Here is a 26,366-nt window from a genome sequence, read left to right as displayed (position 1 = left end):
GCCTCCGGAGCCGGACTCCCTACGGGAACTGCTGGTAGGCCGGGGTGGTGAGGAACTCGGAGTACTCGTCGGCCAGCGTGACCTCCTTGAAGAGCTCCACGGCCTGGTCGTAGCGGGGCTCGTTGTACGCCTGCCCCAGCTCCTCGCGGATCTTGCCGAGCTCCTCGTCCAGGAGCTGCTCCACCCACTCCTTGGTGATCTTCTGGCCCTCCGCGGTGGCGACGCCGTTGTAGATCCACTGCCACACCTGGGAGCGGGAGATCTCCGCGGTGGCCGCGTCCTCCATCAGGTTGTGGATCGCGACCGCGCCGGCGCCGTCCAGCCAGGTGGCCAGGTAGCGCAGCGCCACGTCGATGTTGTTGCGCAGGCCCGCCTCGGTGATCTCGCCGGGGGTGGCCCTGACGTTTAGCAGGTCGGCGGCGGAGACGTGCACGTCCTCGCGGAGCCGGTCGCGCTGGTTCGGCCGGTCGCCGAGGACGCCGTCGAACACCTCGCGGCAGACCGGGACGAGGTCGGGGTGGGCGACCCAGGAGCCGTCGAAGCCGTCGCCGGACTCGCGGGTCTTGTCGGCGCGGACCTTCTCCAGCGCGACCCGGTTGACCTCCTCGTCGCGGCGGGACGGGATGAACGCCGCCATGCCGCCGATCGCGTGCGCGCCCCGCTTGTGGCACGTCCGGACGAGCAGCTCGGTGTAGGCCCGCATGAACGGCGCCGTCATCGTGATCGCGTTGCGCTCGGGCAGCACGAAGTCGGTGCCCCGGTCCCGGAACTTCTTGATCACCGAGAAGAGGTAGTCCCAGCGGCCCGCGTTCAGGCCGGCGGAGTGGTCGCGCAGCTCGTAGAGGATCTCCTCCATCTCGAACGCGGCCGGGATCGTCTCGATCAGCACGGTCGCGCGGATGGTGCCGCGCGGGATCTCCAGGGCGTCCTGGGCGAGGTTGAACGCGTCGTTCCAGAGCCGCGCCTCGAGGTGGCTCTCCATCTTCGGCAGGTAGAAGTAGGGGCCCTTGCCCTTCTCCAGCTGCCTGCGGCCGCAGTGGAAGAAGTAGAGGCCGAAGTCGAACAGCGACCCCGACATGGGCTCGCCGTCGACGAGCAGGTGCTTCTCCTCCATGTGCCACCCGCGCGGCCGGACGACGATCGTCGCGAGCTCCCCGTCGTCCTTCAGCGCGTAGGACTTGCCGCTCTTCGCGTCGGTGAAGTCGATGGTGCGGTCGAGGGCGTCGCGCAGGTTGAGCTGCCCCTCGACCATGTTGTTCCACAGCGGGGTGTTGGCGTCCTCGAAGTCGGCCAGCCACACCTTGGCGCCCGAGTTCAGGGCGTTGATCGTCATCTTCCGGTCGGTCGGGCCGGTGATCTCGACGCGGCGGTCCTCCAGGCCCGGCGCGGGCGCGGCGACGCGCCAGGCGTCGTCGCCGCGGACGCCGGCGGTCTCGGGCAGGAAGTCGAGGGTCCCGCCCGCGGACAGCTTGCGCTGGCGTTCCGCGCGCGCCTCCAGCAGCTCCTTGCGGCGGGCGCCCAACTCGCGCTGCAGGGCGGCGAGCAGGCCGAGCGCCTCGGGGGTCAGGATCTCCTCGTACCGCTCGCCGAGGGGTCCGGTGACCTCGATGCCTTCCAGTCCAGCCATCTGCCCGCCCTTTCGTATAGCGAAATTCGACTTCTGTTGTGTGGAGAACGGTACTCGCCGGTACGGAGGCCGGTCAAAGCAGGGTCCCCTGCAGACCTCCCCGCGCGCGCTTGCGTCAACCCAAGGGGAAACCGGGTGATAACCAGGTGACCTCGGGGGACGGCGCGTGAGACGATCGCGGGGAAGATACGGCCGCGAAGCGGCGTTCTACGAGGACATATGACGCAACCTTTCTCTGCAGACCAGACCCAGACTCCTGACGACATCGAGTACGAGCCCCTGACGGGCGAGCTCGACCTAGAGGACCGGCGGGCACTGCGCCGTGTCGCGGGCCTGTCCACCGAACTGACCGACGTCACCGAGGTCGAGTACCGGTCCCTCCGGCTGGAGCGGGTCGTGCTCGTCGGCGTCTGGACGGAGGGGACGGCCGAGGAGGCCGAGAACTCCCTGCGCGAGCTGGCGCTGCTCGCCGAGACCGCGGGCTCGCAGGTGCTCGAGGGGCTCTCCCAGCGCCGGTCCCGCCCCGACCCGGCGACCTACATCGGCTCCGGCAAGGCCGCGGAGCTGCGCGACATCGTGATCTCCACCGGTGCGGACACCGTCATCTGCGACGGCGAGCTGGCGCCCAGCCAGCTGCGGCACCTGGAGGAGACCGTCCAGGTCAAGGTGATCGACCGGACCGCGCTGATCCTGGACATCTTCGCCCAGCACGCCAAGAGCCGCGAGGGCAAGGCGCAGGTGGAGCTCGCGCAGCTCGACTACCTGATGCCGCGGCTGCGCGGCTGGGGCGGCAACCTGTCCCGGCAGGTCGGCGGGCGCGCCGCGGGCGGCGTCGGCATCGGCGGCCGCGGCCCCGGCGAGACCAAGATCGAGCTGGACCGGCGGCGGATCCGCACCCGGATGGCCAAGCTGCGCCGCCAGATCGCCGAGATGTCCAAGGCCCGCGACACCAAGCGCGGCGAGCGGCGCCGCCACCAGGTGCCCGCCGTCGCCATCGCCGGCTACACCAACGCGGGCAAGTCGTCCCTGCTCAACCGGCTCACCGGCGCCGGGGTGCTGGTGGAGGACGCGCTGTTCGCCACCCTCGACCCCACCGTCCGGCGCGCCGAGACGCCGGGCGGCCGCGCCTTCACCCTGGCCGACACCGTCGGGTTCGTCCGGCACCTGCCGCACCAGCTCGTCGAGGCGTTCCGCTCGACGCTGGAGGAGGTCACCGACGCCGGGCTCGTCCTGCACGTCGTCGACGGCTCCGACGCCGATCCCGAGGCGCAGATCGACGCCGTCCGCGAGGTGCTGCGCGAGATCGGCGCCGACCGCATCCCCGAGATCATCGTGATCAACAAGGCGGACGCGGCCGACGAGCTCGCGATCGCCCGCCTGCAGCGCCGCGAGCCGCACAGCGTCGTCGTGTCGGCCCGCACCGGGTTCGGCATCGAGGAGCTGCGCGCCGCGATCGAGGCCGACCTGCCGGGCCTGGAGAGCGAACTGCACGTCGTGGTGCCCTACGAGCGCGGCGACCTCGTCGCGCGCGTGCACGAGCGCGGCGAGGTGCTCAAGCAGGAGCACGTCGCCGAGGGCACCGTCCTGCACGCTCGCATGCCCGCCGACCTCGCGGGCGAACTGGCCCGGTACGAGACCGTCTCCCCGACCGCGTGAGTCTCTGACCCACCGGGTGCCTCCACAGGGCCCGGTGGGTTTGGGACGGGTCGAGCAGCCGGTTCGGGGACGTCCGAAGACCCCTACTGGTCGCCGAACGGTGACAGCTTGTCCAATCCGCTTGACGGTGCGGTTGAAATCCGTACCGTCGTAGAGCTAAGGGGCGGGGTGATGGGTGTCGATGTGCTGCGATCAGAGGTTGTCGGACGGACGTTCCGTGCACTACCGTGACGAAACCGATATCTCCGGTCTCGTTGCCAACGGTGGCCCCCCGGCCACCCGACCCTCCCACGGTGGAGTCGCCGGCACCCAGCCGGCGTTTCGGATCGAGAGCAGGTGGCCCAACCATGGCAGGTCCGAACGCTCGACCGAGGGCCCGCGGCCCGCGCCGTCGCCCCACGGCATCCTGCACCGCGCTCACGTGCGCATGGCCCCATCCAGGTCGGTGACCCTATGACGGTACGGCTGTTGACGAACATCGGCAGGCTCTGGACGGGCACCGACGTCTGCAGCAACGCCGCGGTGCTCATCCACGACGACCGCGTCGTCTGGGCCGGGCCCGCCTCCGACCTCCCGCAGAGCGTCCCCGGCATCATCGACGACATCGTCGACGTCGACCATGTCGAGAACCTCGGCGGCGGCCTCGTCACCCCCGGTCTCATCGACGCCCACTCCCACCCCGTCTACGCGGGCAACCGCTGGGCCGAGCTCGCCATGCGCACCAGCGGCTCGTCCCACTCGGCCATCACCGCGGCGGGCGGCGGCGTCAACTCCACCGTGACCGTCACCCGAGGGACCGACCCCTGGACGCTCTGCAACGGCGTCCGCGAACGGCTCCGCCAGTGGATCCTCGCCGGCACCACCACCGTCGAGGCCAAGACCGGCTACCACCTCACCCGCGACGGCGAGCTCGCCGACATCCGGATGCTGCGGTCGCTGGAGGGCGAGCCCTCCATGCCCCGCATCCACGCCACGTTCCTCGCCGCGCACATCCTCCCGCCCGAGTTCTTCGGGCGCCGCCGCGACTACATCGAGGCCGTCCGCCTGTGGGCCGGCGACGCCGCCGTCGCCGGCGCCGACTCCATCGACGTCTACTGCGACGAGGGCCACTTCACCGCCGAGGAGGCCCGCGCCCTCCTGCTCACCGGCAAGCGCGCCGGCCTCAAGGCCCGCATGCACGCCTGCGCCAACGAGCGCATCGGCGCCGCGCAGGTCGCCGCCGAGGTCGGCTGCGCGTCCGCCGACCTGCTCACCCAGGCCAACGACGACGACATCAAGGCCCTCGCCCACGCCGGCGTCACCGCCACCGTCTGCCCCGGCAGCTCCCTCAACAGCAGCCGCGCCCCCGCGCCCGTCCGGCAGATGCTCGACCGCGGCGTCACCGTCGCCCTCGGCACCGACCACAACCCCGGCCAGTGCGGCATCACCTCCATGCCCCTCGTCATCGGGCTGTCGGTCGCGATGTTCGGGCTCAGCGTGACCGAGGCCCTGCGCGCCGCCACGCTCGGCGGAGCCGCCGCGCTGCGCGTCGGCGACCGCGGCTCCCTCGCCCCGGGCATGCTCGCCGACATCGTCCTGTGGGACGCCGACCACGAGGGCGCCTTCGCCTGGGCGTTCGGGCTCCGCGCCCTGCGCATCTGGCGCGGCGGCGTCCCCGTCCAGCCCTGACGGAGGACGGCGCGGCCGCGGGTAGTGTCGCCGGCATGGGCAGCGCGGTCGCGGTCGTCACCGATTCCACCGCCTACCTTCCCCCCGGGCTCGCCGAACGGCACGGGCTGACCGTCGTCCCCCTGCAGATCGCCGTCGGCGGCACCACCCGGGACGAAGGCGACATCAGCCCCGCCGAAGCCGCCCGGGCGCTGAAGGAATGGCACCCCGTCACCACGTCCCGTCCCGCGCCCCAGCGGTTCGCGGACGCCTACAAGGCCGCCGCCGCCGCGGGCGCGCGCGAGGTGGTCTCCGTGCACCTGGCCTCCGCCATGTCGGGGACGGTCGAGGCGGCGCGGCTCGCCGCCGAGGACGCCGCCGTGCCCGTCCGGATCGTCGACAGCGGGACCATCGGCATGGGCCTCGGATTCGCCGCCCTCTCCGCGGCGGCCGCCGCGATGGCGGGCGGGTCCGCCGCCGACGCCGTGTCCGCCGCCACCCGCCGGGCCGGGCTCACCCGCTCCCTCATCTACGTCGACACCCTGGAGCACCTGCGGAGGGGCGGCCGGATCGGCGCCGCCGCGACCCTGTGGGGCTCCGCGCTGATGGTGAAACCGCTCCTGGAGATCAACGACGGCCTCATCGCGCCGCTGGAGAAGGTCCGCACGTCCTCGCGGGCGCTGGCCCGGCTGGAGGAACTGGCCGTGGCCGAGGCCGGCGGCCGGCGCGTCGACCTCGGCGTCCAGCACCTCGCCGCAGCCGCCCGCGCCGAGGCGCTCGCCGCCCGGCTGCGCGAACGCGTCCCGCACGTCGTGGACGTCTACGTCGGCGAGGTCGGCCCCGTCATCGGCGCCCACGTCGGCCCCGGCATGCTGGGCGTCGTCATCGCACCGCAGCTCTGACCCGCGAGAGCGTCAGGGCCGCAGGAGGCGGCGGAGGACGGTCGGCGTGCGACCGGTCTCCTCCCTGACCGTCCGGGTGAGATGCGCGTGGTCGGCGAAGCCGAGATCGGCGGCGAGCCCGGACAGGTCCCGTTCGCCCCGCTCCAGGCGGTCCAGGGCGCGCCCGACCCGGATCCTGTTCCGGTACCGGGTGACGGACATGCCGGTCTCGCGGCGGAACGTCCGGCTCAGGTGGGAGGGGGAGACCTCCAGGAGGCGCGCCAGCGAGACGAGCCCGGACGCCTCCCGATGGCCGCTCGCCATGGCCTCGCGTGCTTCGTCGACCAGGGCGCGTCGCTTCCCGCTCTGCTCGTCCACGGCGAGGTGCGCGAGAAGCTCCATGAGCCGCTCCGCCGTCTCGAAGGCGACATCGGAACCAGAACGCAGGAGGAGGCGATGCGCCACGTCTGCGCGCGCGCTGACCCTGACCGTCCCGGACGGGCGGCGCCACAGGCCGGGGGAGAGCGTGATGGCCGTGCACACGTCGCCGCCTGCGGGATGCGCGAACTGGCCCTCCTCATTCACGATCTGGGTGTAGCCCAGGGTGGGGTCGATGACAGCGCGTCCGTGACGCGACCGCATGCGGAACCGTCCCGCCCGCACCAGGACGATCTGATCCCCGGTGAAGGGCTCGGGCTCCGACCATCCGGGCCGGTGCCCCGTGCAACGCACCGCGTGGACGGCGAAATCGTCCGTCTCCGCCACGGTGGTCGATTCGCGCATGCCCGCCATCGTACGCAGGGGCAAACATCTTCAAGCGCCGCTCTGCGGCCGCCCCGCACACTCGCGGAATGGTCAGACGATGGCTCCTGGTGGTGCTGCTCACGGGGCAGACGATGGTCTCGATGGACGGCTCCATCGTGGCGGTGGCGATGCCCGACATCGCGGAAGGGCTGCACGCGTCCGGTTCTCTACTGCAACTCGTCACGGGCGGTTACGTCTTCGCCTTGGCAGTCCTCGTGGTCACGGGCGCGCGGCTGGGCGACAGTTACGGCCACCGCACGATGTTCTTCCTTGGGTTGTTCGGCTTCACAGCCTCATCGCTGGCATGCGGGCTGGCGCCGACCGGTGCCGTCCTCGTCGCCGCAAGGGTCTGCCAGGGCGCCGCCGCCGCACTCCTGCTGCCGCAGGTTCTGTCCTTGATTCAGCTGTCCTTCGAGGGGGCGGCCAGGGCGCGTGCACTCGGCCTCTACTCGATGGTCCTAGCGTTGGGTGTTGCCTTGGGCCAGGTGGCAGGAGGCGTCATCGTGACCCTGGGCGGCAGTTGGCGCCCCATCTTCCTGGTGAACGTCCCTGTGGGGGCCGCGCTTCTCGCCATCGGACCACGTCTGATGCCGCCGGAGCACAGGAAGGCCGTCCGCCTGGACCTGCCCGGCGTCGTACTCCTCTCCTGCGGCATGGTCGCGCTCGTCGTCCCGCTGGTACTCGGCAGGGAGCAGCATTGGCCGCCGTGGACGTGGCCGTCCATGGCGACGGGATGCGTCGTGCTCACCATCTTCTGTGTCTACGAGTTGAGAACGGCGTCACCGCTTCTGGACCTCTCGGTGCTGCGCAGACCCTTCATCAAATCCGGCCTCTTCGCCTCCTGCGCGGTGATGGGCGCCTACAGCGGCTTCCTCTTCGCGCTCGCGCTTTACCTACAGAACGTCCTTGGTTTCTCACCGCTCCACGCCGGGCTCACGTTCCTCCCGTACACGGCGGGCTTCGCGACGGCGGGCCTGGGATGGACACGCCTGCCCCTTCCGATGAGGACGAATCTTCCGGCCTGGGGACTGCTCACGTTCGCCGCCGCCGCGTCCGCACTGGCCTTCCTGACCCAGGACGGCTGGCCGACGCTCTCGTCGCTCCCCCTCCTGTACGCCGCCGGATTCGGTCACGCCGCAGGCTTCAGCCCCCTGGTCGATCGGATCACCGGAGCCGTGGGTCCGGCCCAGGCCTCGTCCGTCTCCGCCCTGACCAACACGGGCGTGCTGCTGTCGAACGTCCTCGCGATCGCCGTCTTCGGCGGGGTCTACCTCTCATCGCCCGGCACGTTGACCCACGTCACGGCCCTGCTGGCGCTTTTGCTCGTCCTCGCCGCCGCAGCGTCTCGGCGCCGCTGACCCAGAGTTATCCACACTTTCCCAACCCCACACTCCCGCCCGCCCGGCCTCCTTAACGTCAAGCTCCATGAGACCCGACACCGAAGACCGCCTGCACACCCTCACGGGCCGGTGGAAGCCGGCCGCCGCCCCGGACGACGCTCCGCCGGCGGCCCGGTTACGCGCGACGCCCGACCGCTCCCACGTCCGCATGCTCATCCTCGTCGGCGTGCTCGCCGCCCTGGTCGCCGCCGGATATCTCTGGCTCGCCCGCCCGCGCCCCCAACCGGCGGCCCCCGCGGCGACCGCCTCCCTCAGCGAACCGCGCCCCACCCTGTCGGCCAGTCCGGCGGCCGCGGCGTCCTCCCCGGTGCTCGTCCACGTTCTCGGCAAGGTCAGGCACCCGGGCGTGGTCACCCTGCCGCCCGGCTCCCGCGTCGCCGAGGCCATCAAGGCCGCGGGCGGCGTCCTTCCGGGGGCGAACACCGGCACCCTCAACCTGGCCCGCCCCCTGGTCGACGGCGAACAGATCCCGGTCGGCGTCCGCGCACCGTCACCGCCGCCACCGCCGCCCGGCGCCGCGACCACGACCGTCCCGGGGGCGCCCGGCGCCCCGCTCGACCTCAACGCCGCCACCCCCGACCAACTGGACGACCTTCCCGGCGTGGGGCCCGTCCTCGCCCAGCGCATCGTCGCCTACCGCACCCAGCACGGCGGCTTCCGCTCCGTCGAGCAACTCCAGGACGTCAGCGGCATCGGCGCCCACCGCTTCGCCGACCTGAAGACGATGGTGCGCGTATGAGCCACGACCTCCGCCTCCTGGCCCCGGCCCTCGCCACCTGGCTAGCCGCCGCCGCGACCCTGGGATTGCCCCAGCCCCTCATCTACGTCCTGGCAGCCACCACCGCCGCCGCGTCCCTCTACCTCCTGACCACCCACCGACTAACCCCCGCAAGCCCCCCACCCGCGACGCACCCCCCGAACGACAGCACACCCCGAACCGCAAGCGCGAGCCATCAAGAAGGCCCTCCCGACGAGCCTCCCACCCCCACACAAAGCCCACAAACAAGCCCCACCCAGCACACAAACACCAGCCGCCCTGGAAGCCCCTACAACCCGCACTCTGCACCCAACCACCACCCAAATGGCGGCACCGCGGGCCGGACGACCGTTCGTCGGCGTGGACGCTTCTTCAGCCAGCCTTCTGCGCCCACGCGTCGGCTGGATGGAGGTGGTGGACGGCGGGCGATCATGGACCGGAGCGGACGCTTTCTCGGCCGTCTTCCAGCCGCGTGGCGGCTGGAGGGCGGCTTGGCGCGGCGATCGGGTGGTGCGTGGCGGCTTCTTGCGGGGGCGGCGCTGGCATGTGCTGCGGCGTCGGCCTGCGGGGTGGCGCTGCGGACGACCGCGGTCGGCACGGGACCCGTGCGCGACCTGGCCCGTGCAGAGCGGTCCGCAACCGCCGAGGCCGTGGTGACCGGGGACCCGCAGGCGAAGCCGGGGAACGGCCGACCGATGATCATCATTCGCGCCCGCGCGGAGGCCGTCGAGCGGAGCAAGGTCCGGGTCCCGGTGCTTCTGATCGCCGCGGATCCCCGCTGGCTCCGCTCGATTCCCAGCATGCGCGTGCGGCTCCGCGGCCGTTTCGTGCCGCCCAGGGGCCCCGATCTGCTCGCCGCGGTCGTGATCGTGCGCGGGCCGCCGACCTTCCTCGGGCCGCCGTCCAAGATCCAGCGCGCCGCGGAGCACGTGCGGGCGAAGCTGCGAGCGGCCGTGGCGCGGCTTCCGCCCGACAAGCGCGCCGTACTTCCGGGGATGGTCGTCGGCGACACCTCGCGCCTCGACCCGGAACTCGCGGAGGAGTTCCGGACCGCCGGGCTCACCCACCTCCTCGTGGTCTCCGGCGCGAACCTGGCGATCGTCATCGGGGCGGTGCTCGGGCTGTGCCGCCTCGCCGGGCTCGGACGGCGCCGCGCCCCACCCGTAGCCGTCCTCGCGGTGTGCGCGTTCGTGGTCGTCGCCCGCCCCGAACCGAGCGTCCTCCGGGCCACCGTCATGGGCCTGATCGGCCTCCTGGCGCTGTTCACCGGACGGCAGCGCCAGGGCCTCCCCGTCCTGGCCGCGGCGGTGCTGCTCCTCGTCCTCATCGACCCGGAACTGGCGCGCTCCTACGGGTTCGCGCTGTCGGCCCTCGCGACGGCCGGTCTGCTCGTCCTGGCCCCGCCCTGGCGCGAGCGGCTCGCCCGACGGATGCCGGGCCCGCTCGCGGCGGCCCTCGCCGTCGCGGCCGCCGCCCAGGTCGCCGTCGCACCCGTCCTGGTGATGCTGTCCGGAGAGGTCGGCGTCGTCTCCGTGTTCGCGAACCTGCTCGCGGCCCCGGCCGTCGCCCCCGCCACCATCCTGGGCGCCCTCGCCACGGTCACCGCGCCGCTCTCCCTGCCGCTCGCGCGCGTGATCGTGTGGCCCGCCGGCCTGGCCGTCGGCTGGATCATCTGGGTCGCGCGCACCGCCGCTTCGCTGCCCTACGCGACGATCCCCTGGGCCAGCGGTGCCCTGGGCACCACGCTCCTCCTCGGCGCAGGGGCAGCGGCCCTGGCCCTGCGCAGCCACCGCCTCCGCCTCCTCGCGGCCGCAGCCATGATCGGTGTCCTCGTCGGGGTCGTCGCCCTGCGCGTCATCGCCCCTTCATGGCCGCCGCCCGGTTGGCAGATGGTCGCCTGCGACGTCGGGCAAGGCGACGCCCTGGCCCTGTCGGCGGGCCCCGGCCAAGCCGTCGTAGTGGACGCGGGCCCCGACGCCACTCCGGTGGACCGCTGCCTTCACCGCCTCGGCGTGACCGACGTCCCGCTCCTCGTCCTGACCCACCCGCACGCCGACCACATCAACGGCATCTCCGGCGTGCGCCACGGCCGCACCGTCCGCGAGGTGCTGATCACGCCCCGCACCTCGGGCCGCGAGGCGCGCCACACCTCCGGCCTCCGGATCGATCCCGCCGCGACCGGCCAGCAGTGGCGCGTCGGAGACCTCACCCTCTCCGTCCTCGCCCCGCTGACCACCGCCCCCGCCCTGTCGCCCGAGGACGACGGCACCACGATCAACAACGCGAGCGTCGTCCTCGTCGCCCGCAAACCGGGCTTCAGCGCCCTCCTCTCCGGCGACGTGGAACTGGAGGCACAACGCGTCCTCGAAGGGAGCGTCCCCCGCGTTCAGGTGCTGAAGGTCCCCCACCACGGCTCACGCAGCCAGGACCCCGCCTTCCTGGCCGCCGCCCACGCGTCCATCGCCCTGATCTCGGTCGGCGCCCACAACGACTACGGCCACCCGTCCGCCACCACCCTCGCCCTCCTGCACCGCCTCCACATCCAAACTCACCGCACCGACAAGGAAGGCGACATAGCCATAGCCCGCACCCCATCCGGCCTCACCACCATCCCCCGCCACTGACCCGCCAAATACGCGAGCCCAGGTAATCCTGGACATCAACGCTCCACCGCCCGCCCGTCAGCTGCTGCGGGCGATCCTTGCGGTTGGGCGCAGGGGTGAGTGGGGCGTGGCATGCTGCAGGGGTGTCGGTTGAGTCCATCATTCTGGTCGTCGGTGACGAAGAGCTGCTCGTGGAGCGGGCGATCGGGGACGTCGTCGCGTCCGTGCGAGCGGGGGATCCGGAGATCGAGGTCATCGATCTGGCGCCCGGTGCGCTGGAGCCCGGTCGCATCTCGGAGCTGACGTCGCCGTCGCTGTTCGGCAGCGGGAAGGTGCTGGTGCTGCGGTCGGCGCAGGATCTGGGCAAGGACCTGACGGCCGAGGTGCTGAAGTACGCCAAGGCTCCGGCGGAGGACGTCGTGCTCGTCGCCGTCCATCCCGGCGGCGCCAAGGGGAAGGCACTGGTGGACGGGCTGACGAAGCTCAAGGCGCGCAAGATCGCGTGCCCGAAGGTCACCAAGGCCGGCGAGCGGGTCGACTTCGTCCGGAGCGAGATCCGCAAGGCGGGCGGGAAGATCTCGGCGGACGGCGCGCGGGGGCTGATCGAGGCCGTCGGCAACGACCTGCGCGAGCTGGCCGCGGCCTGCAGCCAGCTCGTCGCCGACACCGGCGGCAAGATCGACGATGCGGCCATCGCCCGCTACTACCGGGGACGCGCGGAGGTCAGCGGCTTCACCGTGGCGGACAAGGCGATCGAGGGGCAGCTCGCCGAGGCCCTCGAGCAGCTCCGTTGGGCCCTCGCGACGGGCGTGGCGCCCGTCCTGATCGTCAGCGCGCTCGCCCAGGGCGTGCGCGGACTGGCGAAGGTCGGCGGTGCACCCCGCGGCGCGCGAGGAGCGGCCCTGGCCAAGGATCTGGGCATGCCGCCGTGGAAGATCGATCGGGTGCAGAGGCAGTTGCGGGGCTGGTCCGGTGATGGAGTTGCGCGGGCGTTGACCGCTGTCGCTGAGGCCGACGAGGAGGTTAAGGGCGGTGCCGCCGACCCCGCCTACGCTCTGGAGAAGACTGTCGCGCGGATTGTCGCCGCCCGCGGTTGACCTGCTGATCTGGTCTGGCGAGCGAAGTTGTGTTGCCGCCCTTTAGCGCAGGTGGTTCCGCGGAGCGTCCCAAGTTCTGTGTGTCCGGCACGCGCCTTTGGAAGGCCGATCGGGTGCTAGGGAAGTCGCGGCTTTGGTCGGTCGCGTGGGCGTTGACCGCTGTCGCTTAGGTCGTTGAAGGGGTCAAGCGCGGAATGGGCGTTCCGGCGCGCCCTGGGTGGGAGAGCGGGCTGACTTCGCTGGATGCTGGAGTTCGGCGGGTTTGCCATGGTGGATGGCACCGAGTCCATGGCTTCGGGGCGGCTTTGATGCTGGGGCGATCGGGATGGGTGCCGACGGTTCGTTGTTCTCTGAGGGGGGTGGCCCGTTCTGGTGCGGGCGCCGGGGCCGGGGGCTTTAGAGGTGGTTTTGACGGCCGGCGTGATCGTGTGAGTGTTAATGGTTTTGGTGCGATCTGCGTGGCTTGTTTTGGTGGGGGCGGGGGGTTGAGGGTCTGGCTGGGTTAGGTGAGGGCCTGCATGATGGCCAGGGTGTTTTGGTATTCGCGCCATAGGGCCACCTTGCCTTGGCGTGCTGTGAGGACGGCTATGAATGTGGCCGTGGACTGCTTGGCCGTGTTGGTGTTCGTGCCGGTCAGTTCGTACTCCACCACGATCGTGTTCGGGTCGCGGGTGTCGTGGACGGCGATGGTGCGGCAGTCGTCGAACCGGACGGGGAACGCGGTCCGCTGCGGGGCGGTGAGCTCCAGGAACTGTCGCTTGCTCTCGAATCTGGTCGGCTGGCCCGGGGGTGCGAACGGGGTTTCGATGACGGCGTCGTCGGCGAGGAGATCGCCGATGTGAGCGGTCGGGTGGCCGAGCCAACGCTGCTGCATCTGCTGGAACAGTTCACGTGGTGTGGTGGGCACCGGGCCTCCTAAGATGAGTGATGACTCATGAAGGGACGATAATGAGTCGGGACTCATGTTGTCCAGTGGGGAGGTCGGCGGATGCGTGCGGACGCGCGGCGTAACCGGGAGCGGATCCTGGAGGCGGCGGAGGAGGTGTTCGCCGTTGCCGGGCCGGACGCGTCGACGGAGGAGGTGGCGCGGCGGGCGGGGGTGGCGATCGGGACCGTGTTCCGGCACTTTCCGACGAAGGCCGACCTGTTGCGGGCGTTGATGAAACGGCTGTTGCAGCAGGTCACGGACGACGCGGCGGAGCTCGTCGCGAGCGGGGACCCCGCCGGCGCGCTGTTCGAGTTCGTCGCGCGGCTCGTGGAACGCACCGCCGCGAACCGGGCGGTCGTGAACCTGCTCGCGGCCGAGGGGATGGAGGTGCCGATCACTGGGCCGCTCGGATCGCTGAGCGACGCGGTGGGAGAACTGCTCGCGCGCGGGCAGGAGTCGGGCGCGGTGGCCGCGAGGATCCGGCTCGACGAGGTGATGGCGCTGCTGGTCAGCGCATGTCAGGGCGCGCTGCACGGTGGCTGGGACGCCGACCTGCGCCGGCGGACGCTCGGCATCATGCTCGTCGGCCTTCGCCCGTCCCCTTGACGACGGTCCCACGGAGGCGCGTCCTCCATGAGTGGTGAGGGAAACACCGTCACGCCCGGTCGTGGTTGGGCGACCGCGCACACGGAGGGGCGACCACGGGGCCCGCTCTTCGGGGCCGCGCCGCGAAGTGCGAAGTGCTCCTTGCGTAGCCGAGCGGGTGGCGGCGGTCGGCGGGGCGCCCGCTGCGGCGCAGCCTCACCAGCAGGAGCACCTCGTTGAAAGTGTCGGGCGACGCGACTGGGCAATGGCGGCCGTTGTGACGAGGCGCCGTTCGGCTGCCGGGCGGTCGTTCTAGCCGGCTGGTTCGGCCTTGGCTTTCAGACCCTCGGCCTCCATCGTCACGTAGCGGCGGGTGAGGCGGCCGGCCAGGAGGGCGAAGAGGGGGGCCAGGGGGCCCTTCTGGTCGAGGGTGAGGCGGACGGTGCATCCGCCGTCGGGGGTGGGGGTGATCTCGTGGGCCCCGGTCGTGGTGACGCCGGTGGAGCGGGACTCCCAGGTGAAGGTCCCGTTCTCGTCGAAGGCGGTGACGGTCCAGACGGTCGCGGGGAGTTTCGGCTGGTGGACGCGGGCCCGGCTGCCGAGGGCGAAGGGCCTGTCCAGGATCTCGACGCGGTCCATCGAGGCGGTCATGTCGGGCCAGCGCTCGACGTCCTTCAGGAGGTTCCAGACGGTTTCGGGCGGGGCGTCGATGTCGACGGAGGTCTCGAAGTGCACGGCGTGCTCCTCAGCGATGCGCGGACGGCGGTCAGGAGGTCGGTGACGAGGGGGTCGTCGGCCCTGCCCGGCAGGTGGAGAGCGTAGTAGGGGACGGCGGGCAGGTCGATGATCTCGCGCGCCGCCAGGCCCGGAGGAGGGGGGACGCAGCCGTTGACGACGGCGAGGCCGACGCCGAGGGACGCGAAGTGCAGCATCAGGGGCCAGCCGGAGGCCTCGACGGCCAGCGACCAGGGCACCTCGGCGGCGCGCAGGGCGCGTTCGAGGGTGATGCGGTGCGGGCCCTCGGGAGGCGGGACGACGAGGGAGGCGCCGGCGAGGTCGGCGAGGGTGAGGTGCGGCCGCGCGGCGAGGGGGTGGCCGTCCGGCATGACGAGGGTCTGGGGATAGGACGCCAGCGGGACGGCGGTGATGTCGGCGGGCAGCACGTCGAGGACGGCGACGCCCAGGTCGGCGCGGCCCGTGCGGACGGCGGCGAGGGTGCGGGCGCGGTCGCCGTTGATCAGGCGGATGCCGGGGCGGACGACGCCGCCGAGGAGGTAGAGGTAGGCGCCCTCGCCTGCGGCCAGGGCCGGGACGCGGGACGGGGACGTGCCGTGGACGTCCGCGAGGAACGCCGTCATGCGGGCGTCGAGGTCGCGGGCGAAGCGGGCGACCTGCTCGCCGGCGGGGGTGAGGGCCAGGCGGCGCCCCTGCCGGGTGTAGAGGGGACGGCCCAGGGTGTCGGCGAGTTTCTGCACCTTGACGTGAAGGGCGGGCTGGGAGATGTGGAGTGCTTCGGCGGCGCGGGTGAAGTTGAGGTGGTCGGCGAAGACCGCGAACGAGGCGAGCGCGTCCGTGGACAGGCGGCTCAGATCCATAGGCACGGACTATAGCTGTGAGGGTGATCGATAGTTCTGTTTTAGGGCGCTCGGGCTGAGGGTGGGGGCATGAACATCGAACCGCGACTCGGCGTCGATTTCGGCCGGGTCATTCATGGCGGGCTCAGGGCTCCCGGTGAGGACGACACCGCGTTCCTCGACGGGAGTTTCGAGGAGGCCCTCGCGTCCCCCGCGACGGACGGCGTCTACGAAGTGCTGCCCGGGCTGATCGAGGCCTTCGACGGACGGGCGTGGATCATCTCCAAGTGCGGGGACCGGGTGCGGGAAAGGACGCTGGCCTGGCTCGACCACCACGACTTCTACGGGCGGACGGGTCTGCCGCGGGGCAACGTGCGGTTCTGCCGGAAGCGGCAGGACAAGGCGCGGCACTGCGCGGAACTCGGGATCACCCACATGATCGACGACCGGCTGGACGTGCACCGCGCCATTCGTGAGATCGTCCCGCACCGGTATCTGTTCGGTCCGAAGGAAGGGCCGGAATGGGTGCGGCACGTTCCCGACTGGGGCGCCGCGGAGGTCATCGGTTGTGAGGCTGCCCGGGAGGGCCGGTGAGGCAACGGACTCCTGCGAGCAGGCCGGGGAAGCCAGGGCATTTCGGCTTCCGCCGGTTCGGCTCGCACCGAGGCTGCTAGAACGTGGGGCATGGCGCGGCAGGTCAGGCGGGCGTTCAAGTACCGCTTCTATCCCACGGGCGAGCAGGCGGCCGAGTTGTCGCGCACGTTCGGTTGCGTCCGGCTGGTATACAACAAGGCCCTGGAAGAGCGCACCCGTGCCTGGAACGACGATCAGCGCCGCATCTCTTACGCTCAGTCGTCCGCGCTGCTGACGCAGTGGAAGAAGACCGAGGAACTGGCCTTCCTGGCTGAGGTGTCGTGCGTGCCGCTGCAGCAGGCGCTGCGGCATCTGCAGACCGCGTTCACCAACTTCTTCGCCAAGCGCGCCAAGTATCCGCGGTTCAAGTCGCGCAAGCGGTCGCGTTGCTCGGCCGAGTACACCCGCAGCGCCTTCATCTGGCGCGACGGACGCCTGACGCTGGCCAAGATGGCCGAGCCACTCGACATCCGCTGGTCGCGTCCCCTTCCCAGGGGCGCTGAGCCGAGCACGGTGACCGTCTCGCGCGACGGCGCCGCGCGCTGGTTCGTCTCGACCCTGTGCCAGGACACCATCTCCGCCTTCCCGCCGCGGAAGCGGCGGTCGGGGTGGACGCCGGGATCGCCGCCGTGGTGGCCCTGTCCACCGGGGAGAAGATCGCCGATCCCCGGCACGAGCGCCGTGACCGCACCCGCCTGGCCAAGGCGCAGCGGGAGCTGTCGCGCAAGGCCCCGGGTTCGGTCAACCGGGACAAGGCCCGCCGGAAGGTCGCCCGCGTTCACGCGCAGATTACCGATCGGCGCCGCGACTTCCTGCACAAGCTGTCGACTCGTCTCGTTCGTGAGAACCAAACGGTCGTGATCGAAGACCTCGCTGTCGGCAACCTGCTCAAGAACCGCACGCTCGCACGCGCCGTCTCCGACGTGGCATGGCGGGAATTGCGCCGCATGCTGGAGTACAAGTGCGCCTGGTACGGACGCGACCTGGTCGTGATCGACCGCTGGTTCCCCTCCTCCAAACGGTGCGGGAACTGCGGAACCGTACGTACCAAGCTGCCGCTGGACGTCCGCGAGTGGACGTGCGCGTGTGGCGCGGTGCATGACCGCGACGTGAACGCCGCGCGCAACATCCTGGCCGCCGGGCTGGCGGTGACCGCCTGTGGAGACGGTGTAAGACCTCAACGGGAGACCTCCCGGACGGGGCGGTCGTCGGTGAAGCAGGAAACCCAGTGGGCGACCGCTGGCACCCTCCGACTTCAGGAGGAGGAAGTCAATCGCTCAGATATTCCGGAGGAACCGCGTCGACCAGCCACACGCCGTTCGCGCTGACGCGGAACGCGTGACCGTCGGCCGCCATCCGCCCGGCCTGGACGGTCAGGACGACGGGGGCGCCGCGCCGTGCGCCGACGCGCTGAGCCGTCTCACGGTCGGGGGACAGGTGGACGGCGTGCCGCCCCATGGGCAGCAGGCCCTCCCGCAGGATGGGGTCGACGGAACGGCGCACGGTGCCGTGGTAGAGCAGTTCCGGCGGGGGCGTGACCGGCAGGTCCAACGAGACGGGGACCGAGTGGCCCTGGACGGCCCGGATCCGGTTCCCGGCGAGCTCGTAGCGCCTCTTGTCGTTGACCGCCACCACGTGTTCGAGTTCGGCGCGGGTCAGCGCGAACCCGTGGGCCGCGGCGGCCGAGAGCAGGTCGGTGACGTCGGCCCATCCCCCGGGATCGAGCGTGAGGCCGATCCGCTCGGGGCGGTGCCGCAGGTGCTTGGCCAGATACTTGGAGATCTTGACCGCGCGGCGCTCGTCCATGGACATGCGTCGGGGCCGGCGCGCGGCCGGCCCCGGGCGTGCGGTCCTACTTGGCCTGCAGGGCGGCGGCCTGCCTGGCGATCGCCGACTTGCGGTTGGCGGCCTGGTTCTTGTGGATGACGCCCTTGCTGGCGGCCTTGTCCAGCTTGCGCGCGGCGAACCGCTGCGCGGCGACGGCGTCGTCCACGTTGCCGGCCTCGGCGGCCTCGCGGAACTTGCGGATCGCCGTCTTCAGCTCGGACTTGACGGCCTTGTTGCGCAGGCGGGCCTTCTCGTTCTGCTTGTTGCGCTTGATCTGGGACTTGATGTTAGCCACGTCGTAGAGCCTCAGCTTGGTCGCGATCCTGGGCCTGCGCGTATCGGCAGGCGCTGACGAATGTCTGAACGGGGGCGGGACGGTGCCCCCGGGGCACGACGCTACGCCACACGCAGTCGCACAGCCTACCAACCACCGGGGCCCGGCCCAAACCGGACCGTGCACGGAGCATCGCGCGGAACATGGGACTATGGGAGGCACAGATCCCTGTCCACCTGTGAGCATTGCGAACGGACCCCGGTGCCAGCGCCCCAGCCTGACAAGACCGATCCCGCGATCATCCGCAACTTCTGCATCATCGCGCACATCGACCATGGCAAGTCGACGCTCGCGGACCGGATGCTGCAGCTGACCGGAGTGGTCGAGGAGCGCCAGATGCGCGCCCAGTACCTCGACCGGATGGACATCGAGCGCGAGCGCGGCATCACGATCAAGAGCCAGGCGGTCCGGCTGCCCTGGACGTCCGGCGGCGTCGACCACGTCCTCAACCTGATCGACACCCCCGGCCACGTCGACTTCTCCTACGAGGTCTCGCGGTCGCTCGCGGCGTGCGAGGGCGCGGTCCTGCTGGTGGACGCGGCGCAGGGCATCGAGGCGCAGACGCTCGCCAACCTCTACCTGGCGCTCGAGGCCGACCTGCACCTGATCCCCGTCCTGAACAAGATCGACCTCCCGGCGGCGCAGCCGGAGAAGTACGCCGAGGAGCTGGCCGGGATCATCGGCTGCGACCCCTCGGACGTGCTGCGGGTGTCGGGCAAGACGGGCGAGGGCGTCCGCGAGCTGCTCGACAAGATCGTCCAGGAGGTGCCGGCGCCGGTCGGTGACCCCGACGGCCCCGCGCGGGCGTTGATCTTCGACTCGGTGTACGACACCTACCGGGGCGTCGTCACCTACGTCCGGATCATGGACGGGCACCTGTCGCGGCGCGAGAAGAGCCTGATGATGTCGACCGGGGCCGCGCACGAGACCCTGGAGGTCGGCGTGATCTCCCCGGAGCCCAAGCCCGTGCAGGGCCTCGGCGTCGGCGAGGTCGGCTACCTGATCACCGGGGTGAAGGACGTCAGGCAGGCGCGCGTCGGCGACACCGTGACCGGCGTGTCCCGCAAGGCCGCCGAGGCGCTCGGCGGCTACCGCGACCCGAAGCCGATGGTGTTCTCCGGCCTGTACCCGGTGGACGGCGACCAGTACCCCGAGCTGCGCGACGCGCTCGACAAGCTGCGGCTGAACGACGCCGCGCTGGTCTACGAGCCGGAGACGTCGGCGGCGCTCGGGTTCGGGTTCCGCTGCGGCTTCCTCGGCCTGCTGCACATGGAGATCGTCCGGGAGCGGCTGGAGCGCGAGTTCGGCCTCTCGCTGATCTCGACCGCGCCGAACGTGGTGTACCGGGTCGTGATGGAGGACGGGTCGGAGCACGTCGTCACCAACCCCAGCGAGTTCCCCGAAGGCAAGATCGGGATGGTGTACGAGCCGGTGGTGAAGGCGACGCTGCTGTCCCCGTCCGAGCACATCGGTGCGATCATGGAGCTGTGCCAGGGCCGCCGCGGCGTGCTGCTCGGCATGGACTACCTGTCGGAGGACCGCGTCGAGATCCGCTACACGCTGCCGCTCGCCGAGATCATCTTCGACTTCTTCGACCAGCTGAAGTCCAAGACGCGCGGGTACGCCTCGCTCGACTACGAGCCCAGCGGCGAGCAGGAGTCCGACCTGGTGAAGGTCGACATCCTGCTGCAGGGCGAGTCGGTGGACGCCTTCAGCCAGATCGTGCACAAGGACAAGTCCCGCGAGTACGGCCTGATGATGACGGCCAAGCTCAAGGAGCTGATCCCGCGGCAGCAGTACGAGGTGCCGATCCAGGCGGCGGTCGGGGCCCGCATCATCGCCCGCGAGAACATCCGCGCCATCCGCAAGGACGTCCTCGCCAAGTGCTACGGCGGCGACATCTCCCGCAAGCGCAAGCTGCTGGAGAAGCAGAAGGAGGGCAAGAAGCGGATGAAGACCATCGGGCGGGTGGACGTCCCGCAGGAGGCCTTCGTCGCCGCCCTCTCGACCGGGGGCGGCGACGCCGACAGGGGCAAGAAGTAGCCGCTACTTCAGCAGGGGCCAGGCCACCGCGGACGGGACGCGCCGGAACTCGCCGCGGTTGGCGGCCCGGCCCGCGTACACCAGGAAGAACATCTGCACGGCCGTGAAGAGCAGCGGCACCCAGATGAGGACGTCGACGGCCAGCGACAGCAGCCCGAAGACGAACCACACGGCGATCGCCGCGATGCCCATGTTGAGGCCCTGCGCGGCGTGCCGGCGCACGAACGGCGAGCGGGCCTTGCCGAGGTAGACGACGGCCGGCGCGATCGCGCCGACGAGGAACTGCCCCACGTACGCCATCAGCGACCACGTCTTCTCGTCGTCGGTGACGGGCCCGAAGTGGCCGGGGATCTGGGCGGTGTCGTTCCCGCCCTGGGGGTTGTTCCCGCCCGGCGGCGGCTGCTGCCAGCCCATGCCGCCCTGCGGTTGCTGCGGCTGCTGCCAGGCGTTTCCGGGCTGCTGCCAGGGGGCCTGCTGCTGCTGCCACTGGGGCTGCTGTCCCTGGCCGGGCGACGGGGGCTGCCCGTAGGCCATGGCGGACGTCCTCTCCGGGGTCGCTATGCAAGTTATTGGCGAAGTGTATGACTCCTTGGACGCGCGCGGAGTTCGCCCGGGTTCCCTATGAACAAGGGCCCGTGGCCGTTTCGCGCCACGGGCCCCATCGCGGTGCCCGGTGAGGTGTCAGGGACGCCAGAGGACGGCGGACGGGTTCGCCTGCGTGAGCGTGACCGAGCCCGTCCACTCGACCGACGAGGGTTGCGGCAGGAACGAGTCGTCCAGGAAGAACCCGCGGTTGAGGGACGTCACCGTCGCCGGGGCGCCGTTGTCCCCGTTTCCGGTGGGACGGCGGAGGGCCTCGATGCTCGCGATGTCGGAGACCTTCGTCCCCTCGGGCAGTTCGACGGTGGTGGCGACGGCGCCGTCGCGGTCGATCGACCAGGTCGGCTCGTCGTGGTCGGAGCGGTACAGCCGGGACGGGTCGGCCTTCAGCCGGACCCCGAGCGTGACCCCGGGCACCGACCCGGACCCGGTGGCGGTGCCCGTCGTCTTGGCGAACTCCACGAACAGGTACGTCCGCTGGTCGCCGACCTCGCGGGTCGCCGGATCGGACGGGTTCTCGATCTTCCCTTCGCGGAGCATCTCCTGCGCCGCGATCCGGTAGGTCCACGGCTCGCGGTCCATGACGACCTCGCGGGGCCCGGCCGTCCGGGCGGGTCCCGGAGGCGTCCAGCAGGAACCGCAGCGGCGGGTCCGGCGAGATCACGTCGCACATGTTGTTGTTCTGGGTGCAGGTCTGCAGGACGGGGTGGTCGCCCTCGTAGCGGCCCGTGAACCTCAGGGTCAGGTGCATCGGCGCCTGGTAGACGGCGGTGCCGTCCACGCGCCTGCCGGACGCGTCGACCTCGACCCGGTAGATCCACTCGATGTCGGTCGTCCGGCCCCAGCGGGCCATCAGCGCGGGGGTGTCGGTGCCGCCGTCCTCGTTGCTCCACACCACCGAGTACTCGATGATCTTGTGGCCGGGGGCGGCGGCGGGACGGGTCTCGTGCCAGGCGACCAGCGGGGTGTCGGTGGTCGCGTTCTGGTAGGGGTCGCCGAGCGGCCAGCCCGTCCGCCCGACGACGACGGGCGCGTGGCGCAGGGCGAGCGCGTCCGCCTCCGGCATGCGGACCGCGGGGCGCCGGAGCGTGACGCGGCGGGCGGCGGGCGCGCTGCCCTTGGCGAACCGCAGCGTCACCTTGTGGCGTCCCTTCCCGACGCGCCCGAGCCCAAGGCTGCGGGGGACAGGGTCGGACGAGGGGACGACGAGGTCGGTCACGTGGCGCCCGTCGACGGCGATCGACACGACGGCCGACTCGGCGCCCTCGCGGACCCAGGAGACGCCCGGGGCGGACGCGGTGAAGGAAATCATCGCCTCCCCGTCCCGGCGGGCGGTGAAGGGCAGCGACCGGGCGGGGCCGCCGCGATGGACGTTGATCGTGCCGGGCGGGCCGGCGGCGCGGGCGGGGGAGACGGTGAGGGCGAGGGGAGCGCCGGCGAGGGCGGCGCCGGTCACGGCGAGCACGGCATGGCGCGCGCGGCTTCTCATGATCGGGGAACCTAGGCGGCCGCGGTTGCGTTCGGGTGACGGCACGGTCCCCCGTGGGTGTCGGCTCCGTGTGCGTCAGGGATCAGCGTGCGTCAGGGATCAGCGCGTCAGGGATCAGCGCGCCGGGGATCAGCGCGCCGGGGATCAGCGCGCGTCAGGAACCGGCCCAGAGCGGCGACAGGGCGGCCGGCACCCCGAGGGACACACCGGTGAACCGCTCCGCCTCGCCGGGCCCGTCGGGCGCGTGGAGGGTGAGCCCGGAGGCCGCCAGCCGGACGGAGCGGCCGCGCGTGACGATCTCGTGGCCGAGCTCCTGAAGCAGCGCGACGACGTCGCCGGCGGGCTCGTCGAGCAGGTCGACGCCGTCGAGCCGGAACCGCATCTCGGGGTTGCCGCTCCAGCCGGCCGCCCGCGTCCCGCAGATCTGCGCGAGCCGCTCGACGCCGTCGTCGCTCCGGCCGGTGGACAGCGCCAGCGTCCCGCGCCCCACCCGGACGCTGCGGTGCCCGGCCCACCCGCACAGGAACGACGACTTCGGAGGGAGGGTGCCGCAGCGCTCGGCGACCGCGGCGAGGGTCGTCCAGGCGTCCGCGGCGCGGGTGGAGAACAGCAGGCTCGCGTCCGGCAGCAGCGCCCCGCGCCCCGGCTCCAGCGTGACCACGAACGGCGGCACCCGGCCGGGGAACCGCGCCGGGTCGGCCTCCCGGAGGGTGACGATGCCCTCCCACTCGACGGGCTCCGCGACCGCGAACCAGGTGATCGCGGCCTCGGTGCCGAACTCGCGGAACGTCGCGTCGGTCAGCCGCTCGGCGACCGCCTCCCGCAGCCCGTCGGCCGTCTCGGCGAGCCTGCGGCGCCACCACGCCGGCTCCGGATCGGACCGGCCGCCCGCGGACCAGCGCGTCCCCGCGCCGGCGAAGTCCGAGCGGCGCTCGGCGCCCGCGTCGTCCACCAGCACCCAATGCCAGCCGTCCGGCTCGCCGCGCAGCAGCACCCGCGCGGGCGCTCGTCCCCGGCCGGTCGCACCCTCATTTCGCATCCGGACGACCTTATCCGGATTCGTTGCGGCTCCTCAGGCGGTCGGCGGCGCAAGTCGCGCCGGTCGGCCGCGACACGGCGGCGGCTGCTTGGCATGGGCGCCGATGCCGGTACGGTCGGACGGGTACCGTGCCTTGATCAACCGAACCCGGCCGACCTCGCGGAGGCAGCGTGACCCACCCCGAGCAGGTTCTGCGTTCCGAGAAGGAACGGGAGACGGTGAACGGCGCCGTGCGCGCGCTGCGTTCGGCCGCCCCCGCGGGCTGGCAGCGGCTCGACTTCGAGTTCCGCGCGACGGTCGGCATCGACAGCGCGTCCTTCGAGGTCGAGGGGCCCGGCGGCGGGCGCCGCACGGCCCTGCCCCCGGGCCAGGCCGTCGGGAAGATGGACGAGCTGCGCCGCGTCATGTACCGGTCCGACAAGGGCGCCTGGTTCACCGCGCGCCTCCAGGTCGAGCGCTCCGGCCATTTCAGCGCCGAGTTCGACTACGACGGCGAGCCCGACTTCACGCCGCCGCTGGCCCCGTCCGCCTACGTCCAGGACCTCGACCGCTTCCCGCGCGCGGCCGAGCACATCCCCGACTGGCTCCGCGACAAGCTCGGGGACGCCTGACCGGTCGAAGCAGGCGGCGGAGCGGGGCAGACTTGGAGGGTGCCCTCAACGCTTCCTGACGGCGATCCAGTACCGGCCGACGGTGCGCTGCCCGGCGGTGCCCTGCACGGGCTCGGAAAGCGCCCGTTCGCGTTCTACGTGCATGTGCCCTTCTGCGTGACCCGGTGCGGGTACTGCGACTTCAACACCTACACGGCGACGGAGCTGGGGCCGGGGGCGAGCCGCGACTCCTACGCCGACACCGCGATCCGCGAGGTCCGGATGGCCCGGCGAGTGCTCGGCGACGTGGACCTGCCCGTGGAGACCGTCTTCGTGGGCGGCGGCACCCCGACCCTCCTCTCACCGGACGACCTGGGCCGCGTCCTGTCCGCGATCGACGCCGAGTTCGGGCTCGCCGCGGGCGCGGAGGTCACCACCGAGGCCAATCCGGAGTCGGTGGACGAGGCGTACGTCGGCAAGCTCCGAGAGGCCGGGTTCACGCGCGTCTCGTACGGCATGCAGAGCGCCCGCGAGCACGTCCTGGCCGTCCTGGAGCGCTCGCACACGCCCGGACGCGTCCCGCAGGTCGTCGAGTGGACGCGCAAGGCGGGCTTCGAGCACATCAACCTCGACCTCATCTACGGAACGCCGGGGGAGACCGACGACGACTGGAGAGGGTCCCTGGAGGCGGCGCTGGCGGCGGAACCCGACCACGTGTCCGCCTACGCGCTGATCGTCGAGGAGGGCACCCGCCTGGCGGCGCAGGTGAGGCGCGGCGAACTGACCGCCCCCGACGACGACGCCATGGCCGACCGGTACCTGATCGCCGACGAGCTGCTCAGCGGCCACGGACTGCACTGGTACGAGATCTCCAACTGGGCCGCCGACCCGCGCGCCGCCTGCCGGCACAACATGCTCTACTGGACGGGCGCCGACTGGTGGGGCGTCGGCCCGGGCGCCCACAGCCACGTGGGCGGCACCCGCTGGTGGAACGTCAAGCACCCCGCCGCCTACGCCGCCCGTCTCGCCGAGGGCACCACCCCCGCCCACGCCCGGGAGATCCTCACGGACGAGGACCGGCACATCGAACGCGTCATGCTCGAACTGCGCCTCGCCCAGGGCTGCCCCACCCACCTCCTGGACGACGAGGCCGCGCGCGGAGCCATTGCCGACGGACTGATCGAGCCCGCGCCCTACGAACAGGGCCGGGCCATCCTCACCCTGAAAGGCCGCCTCCTGGCCGACGCGGTAGTCCGAGCCCTGACCTGACCCGCGGCCGAAGACCCGCGTGAAGGACGCCTGGGCCTACACCGTCACGAAGTCGATGAGTTCCTCTACGCGGCCCAGGAGGGCGGGTTCCAGGTCGGTGAAGGTGTTCACCGACCCGAGGATGCGTTTCCAGGTGGCGCCCGTGTCGTCGCCCCAGCCGAGTTCGGCGATCACGCCTTCCTTCCAGGGGATGCCCCGGGGGACGCGGGGCCAGGCGCGGATGCCGACGGCCGCGGGCTTGACGGCCTCCCAGATGTCGATGAACGGGTGACCGGCGACGAGGACGTACGGCGAGGTGACCTGGGCGGCGATCCGGGACTCCTTGGACCCTTCCACGAGGTGGTCGACCAGGACGCCGAGGCGCCGTCCCTCCTCGGGGGCGAACTCGTCGACGATCGCGGGCAGGTCGTCGACGCCTTCGAGGTACTCGACGACGACGCCCTCGACGCGGAGGTCGTGGCCCCAGATCTTCTCGACCAGCTCGGCGTCGTGGAGGCCCTCCACGTAGATGCGGCTCTCCTTGGCGACCTGCGCCCTCAGCCCCTGGACGGCGATCGAGCCCGAGGCGGACCGCGCGGGGCCGGCGGGCGCGGCGGCCGGCCGGACGAGGGTGACCGGCTTGCCGTCGATGAGGAACCCGGACCTGGTCAGCGGGAACACCCGGCGCTTGCCGAACCGGTCCTCCAGCGTGACGCCGAACTTGTCGCAGCCCACCACGGCGCCGCAGAAACCGCTGTCGGGGTCTTCGGCGACCAGGCCCGGCTCGGCGGGGACCTCGGGGATCTGCCCCTTGCGGGGCCTGCGCCAGTCGCCGCCCAGCACGTCGTTTCCGTAGTTCTTACTCCGCACAGGTCCGCACATTAACCGGGCGGGACGCCCGCGCGGCGGCGCCCCGCGTTCCTCGGCGTGGCGCCGGTCTCCCGGCCGGGTAGGATCACGCAGCCATGCGGAGAACGAGGGGGCGCTCCAGCCGGGCCTTCCGG

The 26,366-nt window shown here is 71.8% G+C and carries 24 protein-coding genes and 1 pseudogene; 14 read left to right on the top strand and 11 right to left on the bottom strand.

Translation table 11 applies throughout. The features are described from left to right. Window positions 1-19 precede the first annotated feature (19 nt). On the bottom strand, window positions 20-1,627 hold the full coding sequence (aceB, locus tag BJY14_RS08865; RefSeq protein ID WP_179843165.1) for a malate synthase A: 1,608 nt from the start codon (window positions 1,625-1,627) through the stop codon (window positions 20-22). 219 nt (window positions 1,628-1,846) lie between these two features. On the opposite strand from aceB, the gene hflX reads away from it, so the two are divergent. From hflX to BJY14_RS08850, 3 genes are all read left to right on the top strand, one after another. Next, window positions 1,847-3,283 carry a GTPase HflX gene (gene hflX / locus BJY14_RS08860; RefSeq protein ID WP_179843164.1) on the top strand — a complete coding sequence of 479 codons (1,437 nt, stop codon included), beginning with the start codon at window positions 1,847-1,849 and terminating at the stop codon, window positions 3,281-3,283. 453 nt (window positions 3,284-3,736) lie between these two features. Beyond that, complete coding sequence (hutI, locus tag BJY14_RS08855; protein ID WP_141577361.1) at window positions 3,737-4,951, top strand: imidazolonepropionase; 1,215 nt, start codon at window positions 3,737-3,739, stop codon at window positions 4,949-4,951. A 35-nt stretch (window positions 4,952-4,986) separates the two neighbouring features. Then, window positions 4,987-5,832, top strand: a complete 846-nt coding sequence (locus tag BJY14_RS08850) for a DegV family protein (RefSeq protein ID WP_179843163.1) — start codon at window positions 4,987-4,989, stop codon at window positions 5,830-5,832. A 12-nt stretch (window positions 5,833-5,844) separates the two neighbouring features. Here the strand turns inward: BJY14_RS08850 and BJY14_RS08845 are convergent, their stop codons facing one another. Continuing rightward, on the bottom strand, window positions 5,845-6,594 hold the full coding sequence (locus tag BJY14_RS08845) for a helix-turn-helix domain-containing protein (RefSeq protein ID WP_179843162.1): 750 nt from the start codon (window positions 6,592-6,594) through the stop codon (window positions 5,845-5,847). Between the two features lie 89 nt (window positions 6,595-6,683). Here BJY14_RS08845 and BJY14_RS08840 point away from each other — a divergent pair, with 89 nt between their 5' ends. From BJY14_RS08840 to holA, 4 genes are all read left to right on the top strand, one after another. Then, on the top strand, window positions 6,684-7,973 hold the full coding sequence (locus tag BJY14_RS08840; protein ID WP_312879078.1) for an MFS transporter: 1,290 nt from the start codon (window positions 6,684-6,686) through the stop codon (window positions 7,971-7,973). 67 nt (window positions 7,974-8,040) lie between these two features. Further along, window positions 8,041-8,754: a ComEA family DNA-binding protein gene (locus BJY14_RS08835; protein ID WP_179843160.1), complete on the top strand. Its 714-nt coding sequence runs from the start codon at window positions 8,041-8,043 to the stop codon at window positions 8,752-8,754. Between the two features lie 713 nt (window positions 8,755-9,467). Then, entirely contained in the window at window positions 9,468-11,396 is a 1,929-nt protein-coding gene (locus tag BJY14_RS08830; protein ID WP_246395850.1) for a ComEC/Rec2 family competence protein, read from the top strand. A 122-nt stretch (window positions 11,397-11,518) separates the two neighbouring features. Beyond that, entirely contained in the window at window positions 11,519-12,472 is a 954-nt protein-coding gene (holA, locus tag BJY14_RS08825; RefSeq protein WP_179843158.1) for a DNA polymerase III subunit delta, read from the top strand. A 502-nt stretch (window positions 12,473-12,974) separates the two neighbouring features. Here the strand turns inward: holA and BJY14_RS08820 are convergent. Continuing rightward, entirely contained in the window at window positions 12,975-13,379 is a 405-nt protein-coding gene (locus BJY14_RS08820) for a nuclear transport factor 2 family protein (protein ID WP_218905222.1), read from the bottom strand. Window positions 13,380-13,460: 81 nt separating this feature from the next. Here BJY14_RS08820 and BJY14_RS08815 point away from each other — a divergent pair, with 81 nt between their 5' ends. Next, complete coding sequence (locus BJY14_RS08815) at window positions 13,461-14,006, top strand: TetR/AcrR family transcriptional regulator (RefSeq protein ID WP_179843156.1); 546 nt, start codon at window positions 13,461-13,463, stop codon at window positions 14,004-14,006. A 291-nt stretch (window positions 14,007-14,297) separates the two neighbouring features. Here BJY14_RS08815 and BJY14_RS08810 read toward each other — a convergent pair whose 3' ends face one another. Next, window positions 14,298-14,720, bottom strand: a complete 423-nt coding sequence (locus tag BJY14_RS08810) for an SRPBCC family protein (RefSeq protein WP_179843155.1) — start codon at window positions 14,718-14,720, stop codon at window positions 14,298-14,300. Beyond that, a complete protein-coding gene (locus BJY14_RS08805) occupies window positions 14,660-15,580 on the bottom strand; it encodes a LysR family transcriptional regulator (RefSeq protein WP_179843154.1) in 921 nt (306 codons plus the stop codon). The genes BJY14_RS08810 and BJY14_RS08805 overlap by 61 nt, the downstream gene beginning before the upstream one ends. 69 nt (window positions 15,581-15,649) lie before the next feature. On the opposite strand from BJY14_RS08805, the gene BJY14_RS08800 reads away from it, so the two are divergent. Both BJY14_RS08800 and BJY14_RS08795 read left to right on the top strand, forming a co-directional pair. After that, window positions 15,650-16,153 (top strand): hypothetical protein, encoded by a 504-nt coding sequence (locus tag BJY14_RS08800; RefSeq protein ID WP_179843153.1) that lies wholly within the window; start codon window positions 15,650-15,652, stop codon window positions 16,151-16,153. A gap of 90 nt (window positions 16,154-16,243) precedes the next feature. Next, window positions 16,244-17,430, top strand: a pseudogene (locus BJY14_RS08795) (RNA-guided endonuclease InsQ/TnpB family protein); the annotation flags it as partial. A gap of 31 nt (window positions 17,431-17,461) precedes the next feature. Here BJY14_RS08795 and BJY14_RS08790 read toward each other — a convergent pair. Further along, a complete protein-coding gene (locus tag BJY14_RS08790) occupies window positions 17,462-18,004 on the bottom strand; it encodes an RNA 2'-phosphotransferase (protein ID WP_446678445.1) in 543 nt (180 codons plus the stop codon). Window positions 18,005-18,044: 40 nt separating this feature from the next. After that, window positions 18,045-18,314 (bottom strand): 30S ribosomal protein S20, encoded by a 270-nt coding sequence (gene rpsT, locus BJY14_RS08785; RefSeq protein ID WP_179843152.1) that lies wholly within the window; start codon window positions 18,312-18,314, stop codon window positions 18,045-18,047. A 240-nt stretch (window positions 18,315-18,554) separates the two neighbouring features. Between rpsT and lepA the strand changes: the two genes are divergently transcribed. Continuing rightward, complete coding sequence (lepA, locus tag BJY14_RS08780) at window positions 18,555-20,396, top strand: translation elongation factor 4 (RefSeq protein ID WP_179843151.1); 1,842 nt, start codon at window positions 18,555-18,557, stop codon at window positions 20,394-20,396. Between the two features lie 3 nt (window positions 20,397-20,399). On the opposite strand, the gene BJY14_RS08775 is transcribed toward lepA, so the two are convergent. Both BJY14_RS08775 and BJY14_RS08770 read right to left on the bottom strand, forming a co-directional pair. Then, window positions 20,400-20,930: a DUF4870 domain-containing protein gene (locus tag BJY14_RS08775; RefSeq protein ID WP_179843150.1), complete on the bottom strand. Its 531-nt coding sequence runs from the start codon at window positions 20,928-20,930 to the stop codon at window positions 20,400-20,402. 147 nt (window positions 20,931-21,077) lie between these two features. After that, window positions 21,078-21,578 carry a hypothetical protein gene (locus BJY14_RS08770; RefSeq protein ID WP_179843149.1) on the bottom strand — a complete coding sequence of 167 codons (501 nt, stop codon included), beginning with the start codon at window positions 21,576-21,578 and terminating at the stop codon, window positions 21,078-21,080. Between the two features lie 242 nt (window positions 21,579-21,820). On the opposite strand from BJY14_RS08770, the gene BJY14_RS08765 reads away from it, so the two are divergent. Next, on the top strand, window positions 21,821-21,985 hold the full coding sequence (locus BJY14_RS08765) for a hypothetical protein (RefSeq protein WP_179843148.1): 165 nt from the start codon (window positions 21,821-21,823) through the stop codon (window positions 21,983-21,985). Window positions 21,986-22,639: 654 nt separating this feature from the next. Here BJY14_RS08765 and BJY14_RS08760 read toward each other — a convergent pair. Beyond that, window positions 22,640-23,524: a hypothetical protein gene (locus tag BJY14_RS08760; RefSeq protein WP_179843147.1), complete on the bottom strand. Its 885-nt coding sequence runs from the start codon at window positions 23,522-23,524 to the stop codon at window positions 22,640-22,642. A gap of 170 nt (window positions 23,525-23,694) precedes the next feature. Here BJY14_RS08760 and BJY14_RS08755 point away from each other — a divergent pair, with 170 nt between their 5' ends. Both BJY14_RS08755 and hemW read left to right on the top strand, forming a co-directional pair. Next, entirely contained in the window at window positions 23,695-24,135 is a 441-nt protein-coding gene (locus BJY14_RS08755) for an antitoxin YezG family protein (protein ID WP_179843146.1), read from the top strand. Window positions 24,136-24,174: 39 nt separating this feature from the next. Beyond that, window positions 24,175-25,383 (top strand): radical SAM family heme chaperone HemW, encoded by a 1,209-nt coding sequence (hemW, locus tag BJY14_RS08750; protein WP_179843145.1) that lies wholly within the window; start codon window positions 24,175-24,177, stop codon window positions 25,381-25,383. A 36-nt stretch (window positions 25,384-25,419) separates the two neighbouring features. Here hemW and BJY14_RS08745 read toward each other — a convergent pair whose 3' ends face one another. Next, a complete protein-coding gene (locus BJY14_RS08745; protein WP_312879076.1) occupies window positions 25,420-26,232 on the bottom strand; it encodes a DUF3097 domain-containing protein in 813 nt (270 codons plus the stop codon). Between the last annotated feature and the right edge of the window lie 134 nt (window positions 26,233-26,366).

The organism is Actinomadura luteofluorescens (assembly GCF_013409365.1).
Classification (GTDB): Bacteria; Actinomycetota; Actinomycetes; order Streptosporangiales; family Streptosporangiaceae; genus Spirillospora; species Spirillospora luteofluorescens.
The sequence above is the reverse complement of the archived record's forward strand: the minus strand, read 5'-3'. Positions and strand labels throughout refer to the sequence as shown.

Bases quoted from the DNA above. Each gene is read 5' to 3' on its own strand.
- BJY14_RS08760 (WP_179843147.1), bottom strand. From the start codon at position 23,524: ATGCGAAATGAGGGTGCGACCGGCCGGGGACGAGCGCCCGCGCGGGTG.
- hflX (WP_179843164.1), top strand. From the start codon at position 1,847: ATGACGCAACCTTTCTCTGCAGACCAGACCCAGACTCCTGACGACATC.
- BJY14_RS08800 (WP_179843153.1), top strand. From the start codon at position 15,650: ATGAACATCGAACCGCGACTCGGCGTCGATTTCGGCCGGGTCATTCAT.
- aceB (WP_179843165.1), bottom strand. From the start codon at position 1,627: ATGGCTGGACTGGAAGGCATCGAGGTCACCGGACCCCTCGGCGAGCGG.
- BJY14_RS08850 (WP_179843163.1), top strand. From the start codon at position 4,987: ATGGGCAGCGCGGTCGCGGTCGTCACCGATTCCACCGCCTACCTTCCC.
- hutI (WP_141577361.1), top strand. From the start codon at position 3,737: ATGACGGTACGGCTGTTGACGAACATCGGCAGGCTCTGGACGGGCACC.
- BJY14_RS08775 (WP_179843150.1), bottom strand. From the start codon at position 20,930: ATGGCCTACGGGCAGCCCCCGTCGCCCGGCCAGGGACAGCAGCCCCAG.
- BJY14_RS08815 (WP_179843156.1), top strand. From the start codon at position 13,461: ATGCGTGCGGACGCGCGGCGTAACCGGGAGCGGATCCTGGAGGCGGCG.
- BJY14_RS08835 (WP_179843160.1), top strand. From the start codon at position 8,041: ATGAGACCCGACACCGAAGACCGCCTGCACACCCTCACGGGCCGGTGG.
- BJY14_RS08790 (WP_446678445.1), bottom strand. From the start codon at position 18,004: ATGTCCATGGACGAGCGCCGCGCGGTCAAGATCTCCAAGTATCTGGCC.
- BJY14_RS08765 (WP_179843148.1), top strand. From the start codon at position 21,821: ATGTCGGTCGTCCGGCCCCAGCGGGCCATCAGCGCGGGGGTGTCGGTG.
- BJY14_RS08845 (WP_179843162.1), bottom strand. From the start codon at position 6,594: ATGCGCGAATCGACCACCGTGGCGGAGACGGACGATTTCGCCGTCCAC.
- BJY14_RS08830 (WP_246395850.1), top strand. From the start codon at position 9,468: ATGATCATCATTCGCGCCCGCGCGGAGGCCGTCGAGCGGAGCAAGGTC.
- BJY14_RS08805 (WP_179843154.1), bottom strand. From the start codon at position 15,580: ATGGATCTGAGCCGCCTGTCCACGGACGCGCTCGCCTCGTTCGCGGTC.
- BJY14_RS08770 (WP_179843149.1), bottom strand. From the start codon at position 21,578: ATGGACCGCGAGCCGTGGACCTACCGGATCGCGGCGCAGGAGATGCTC.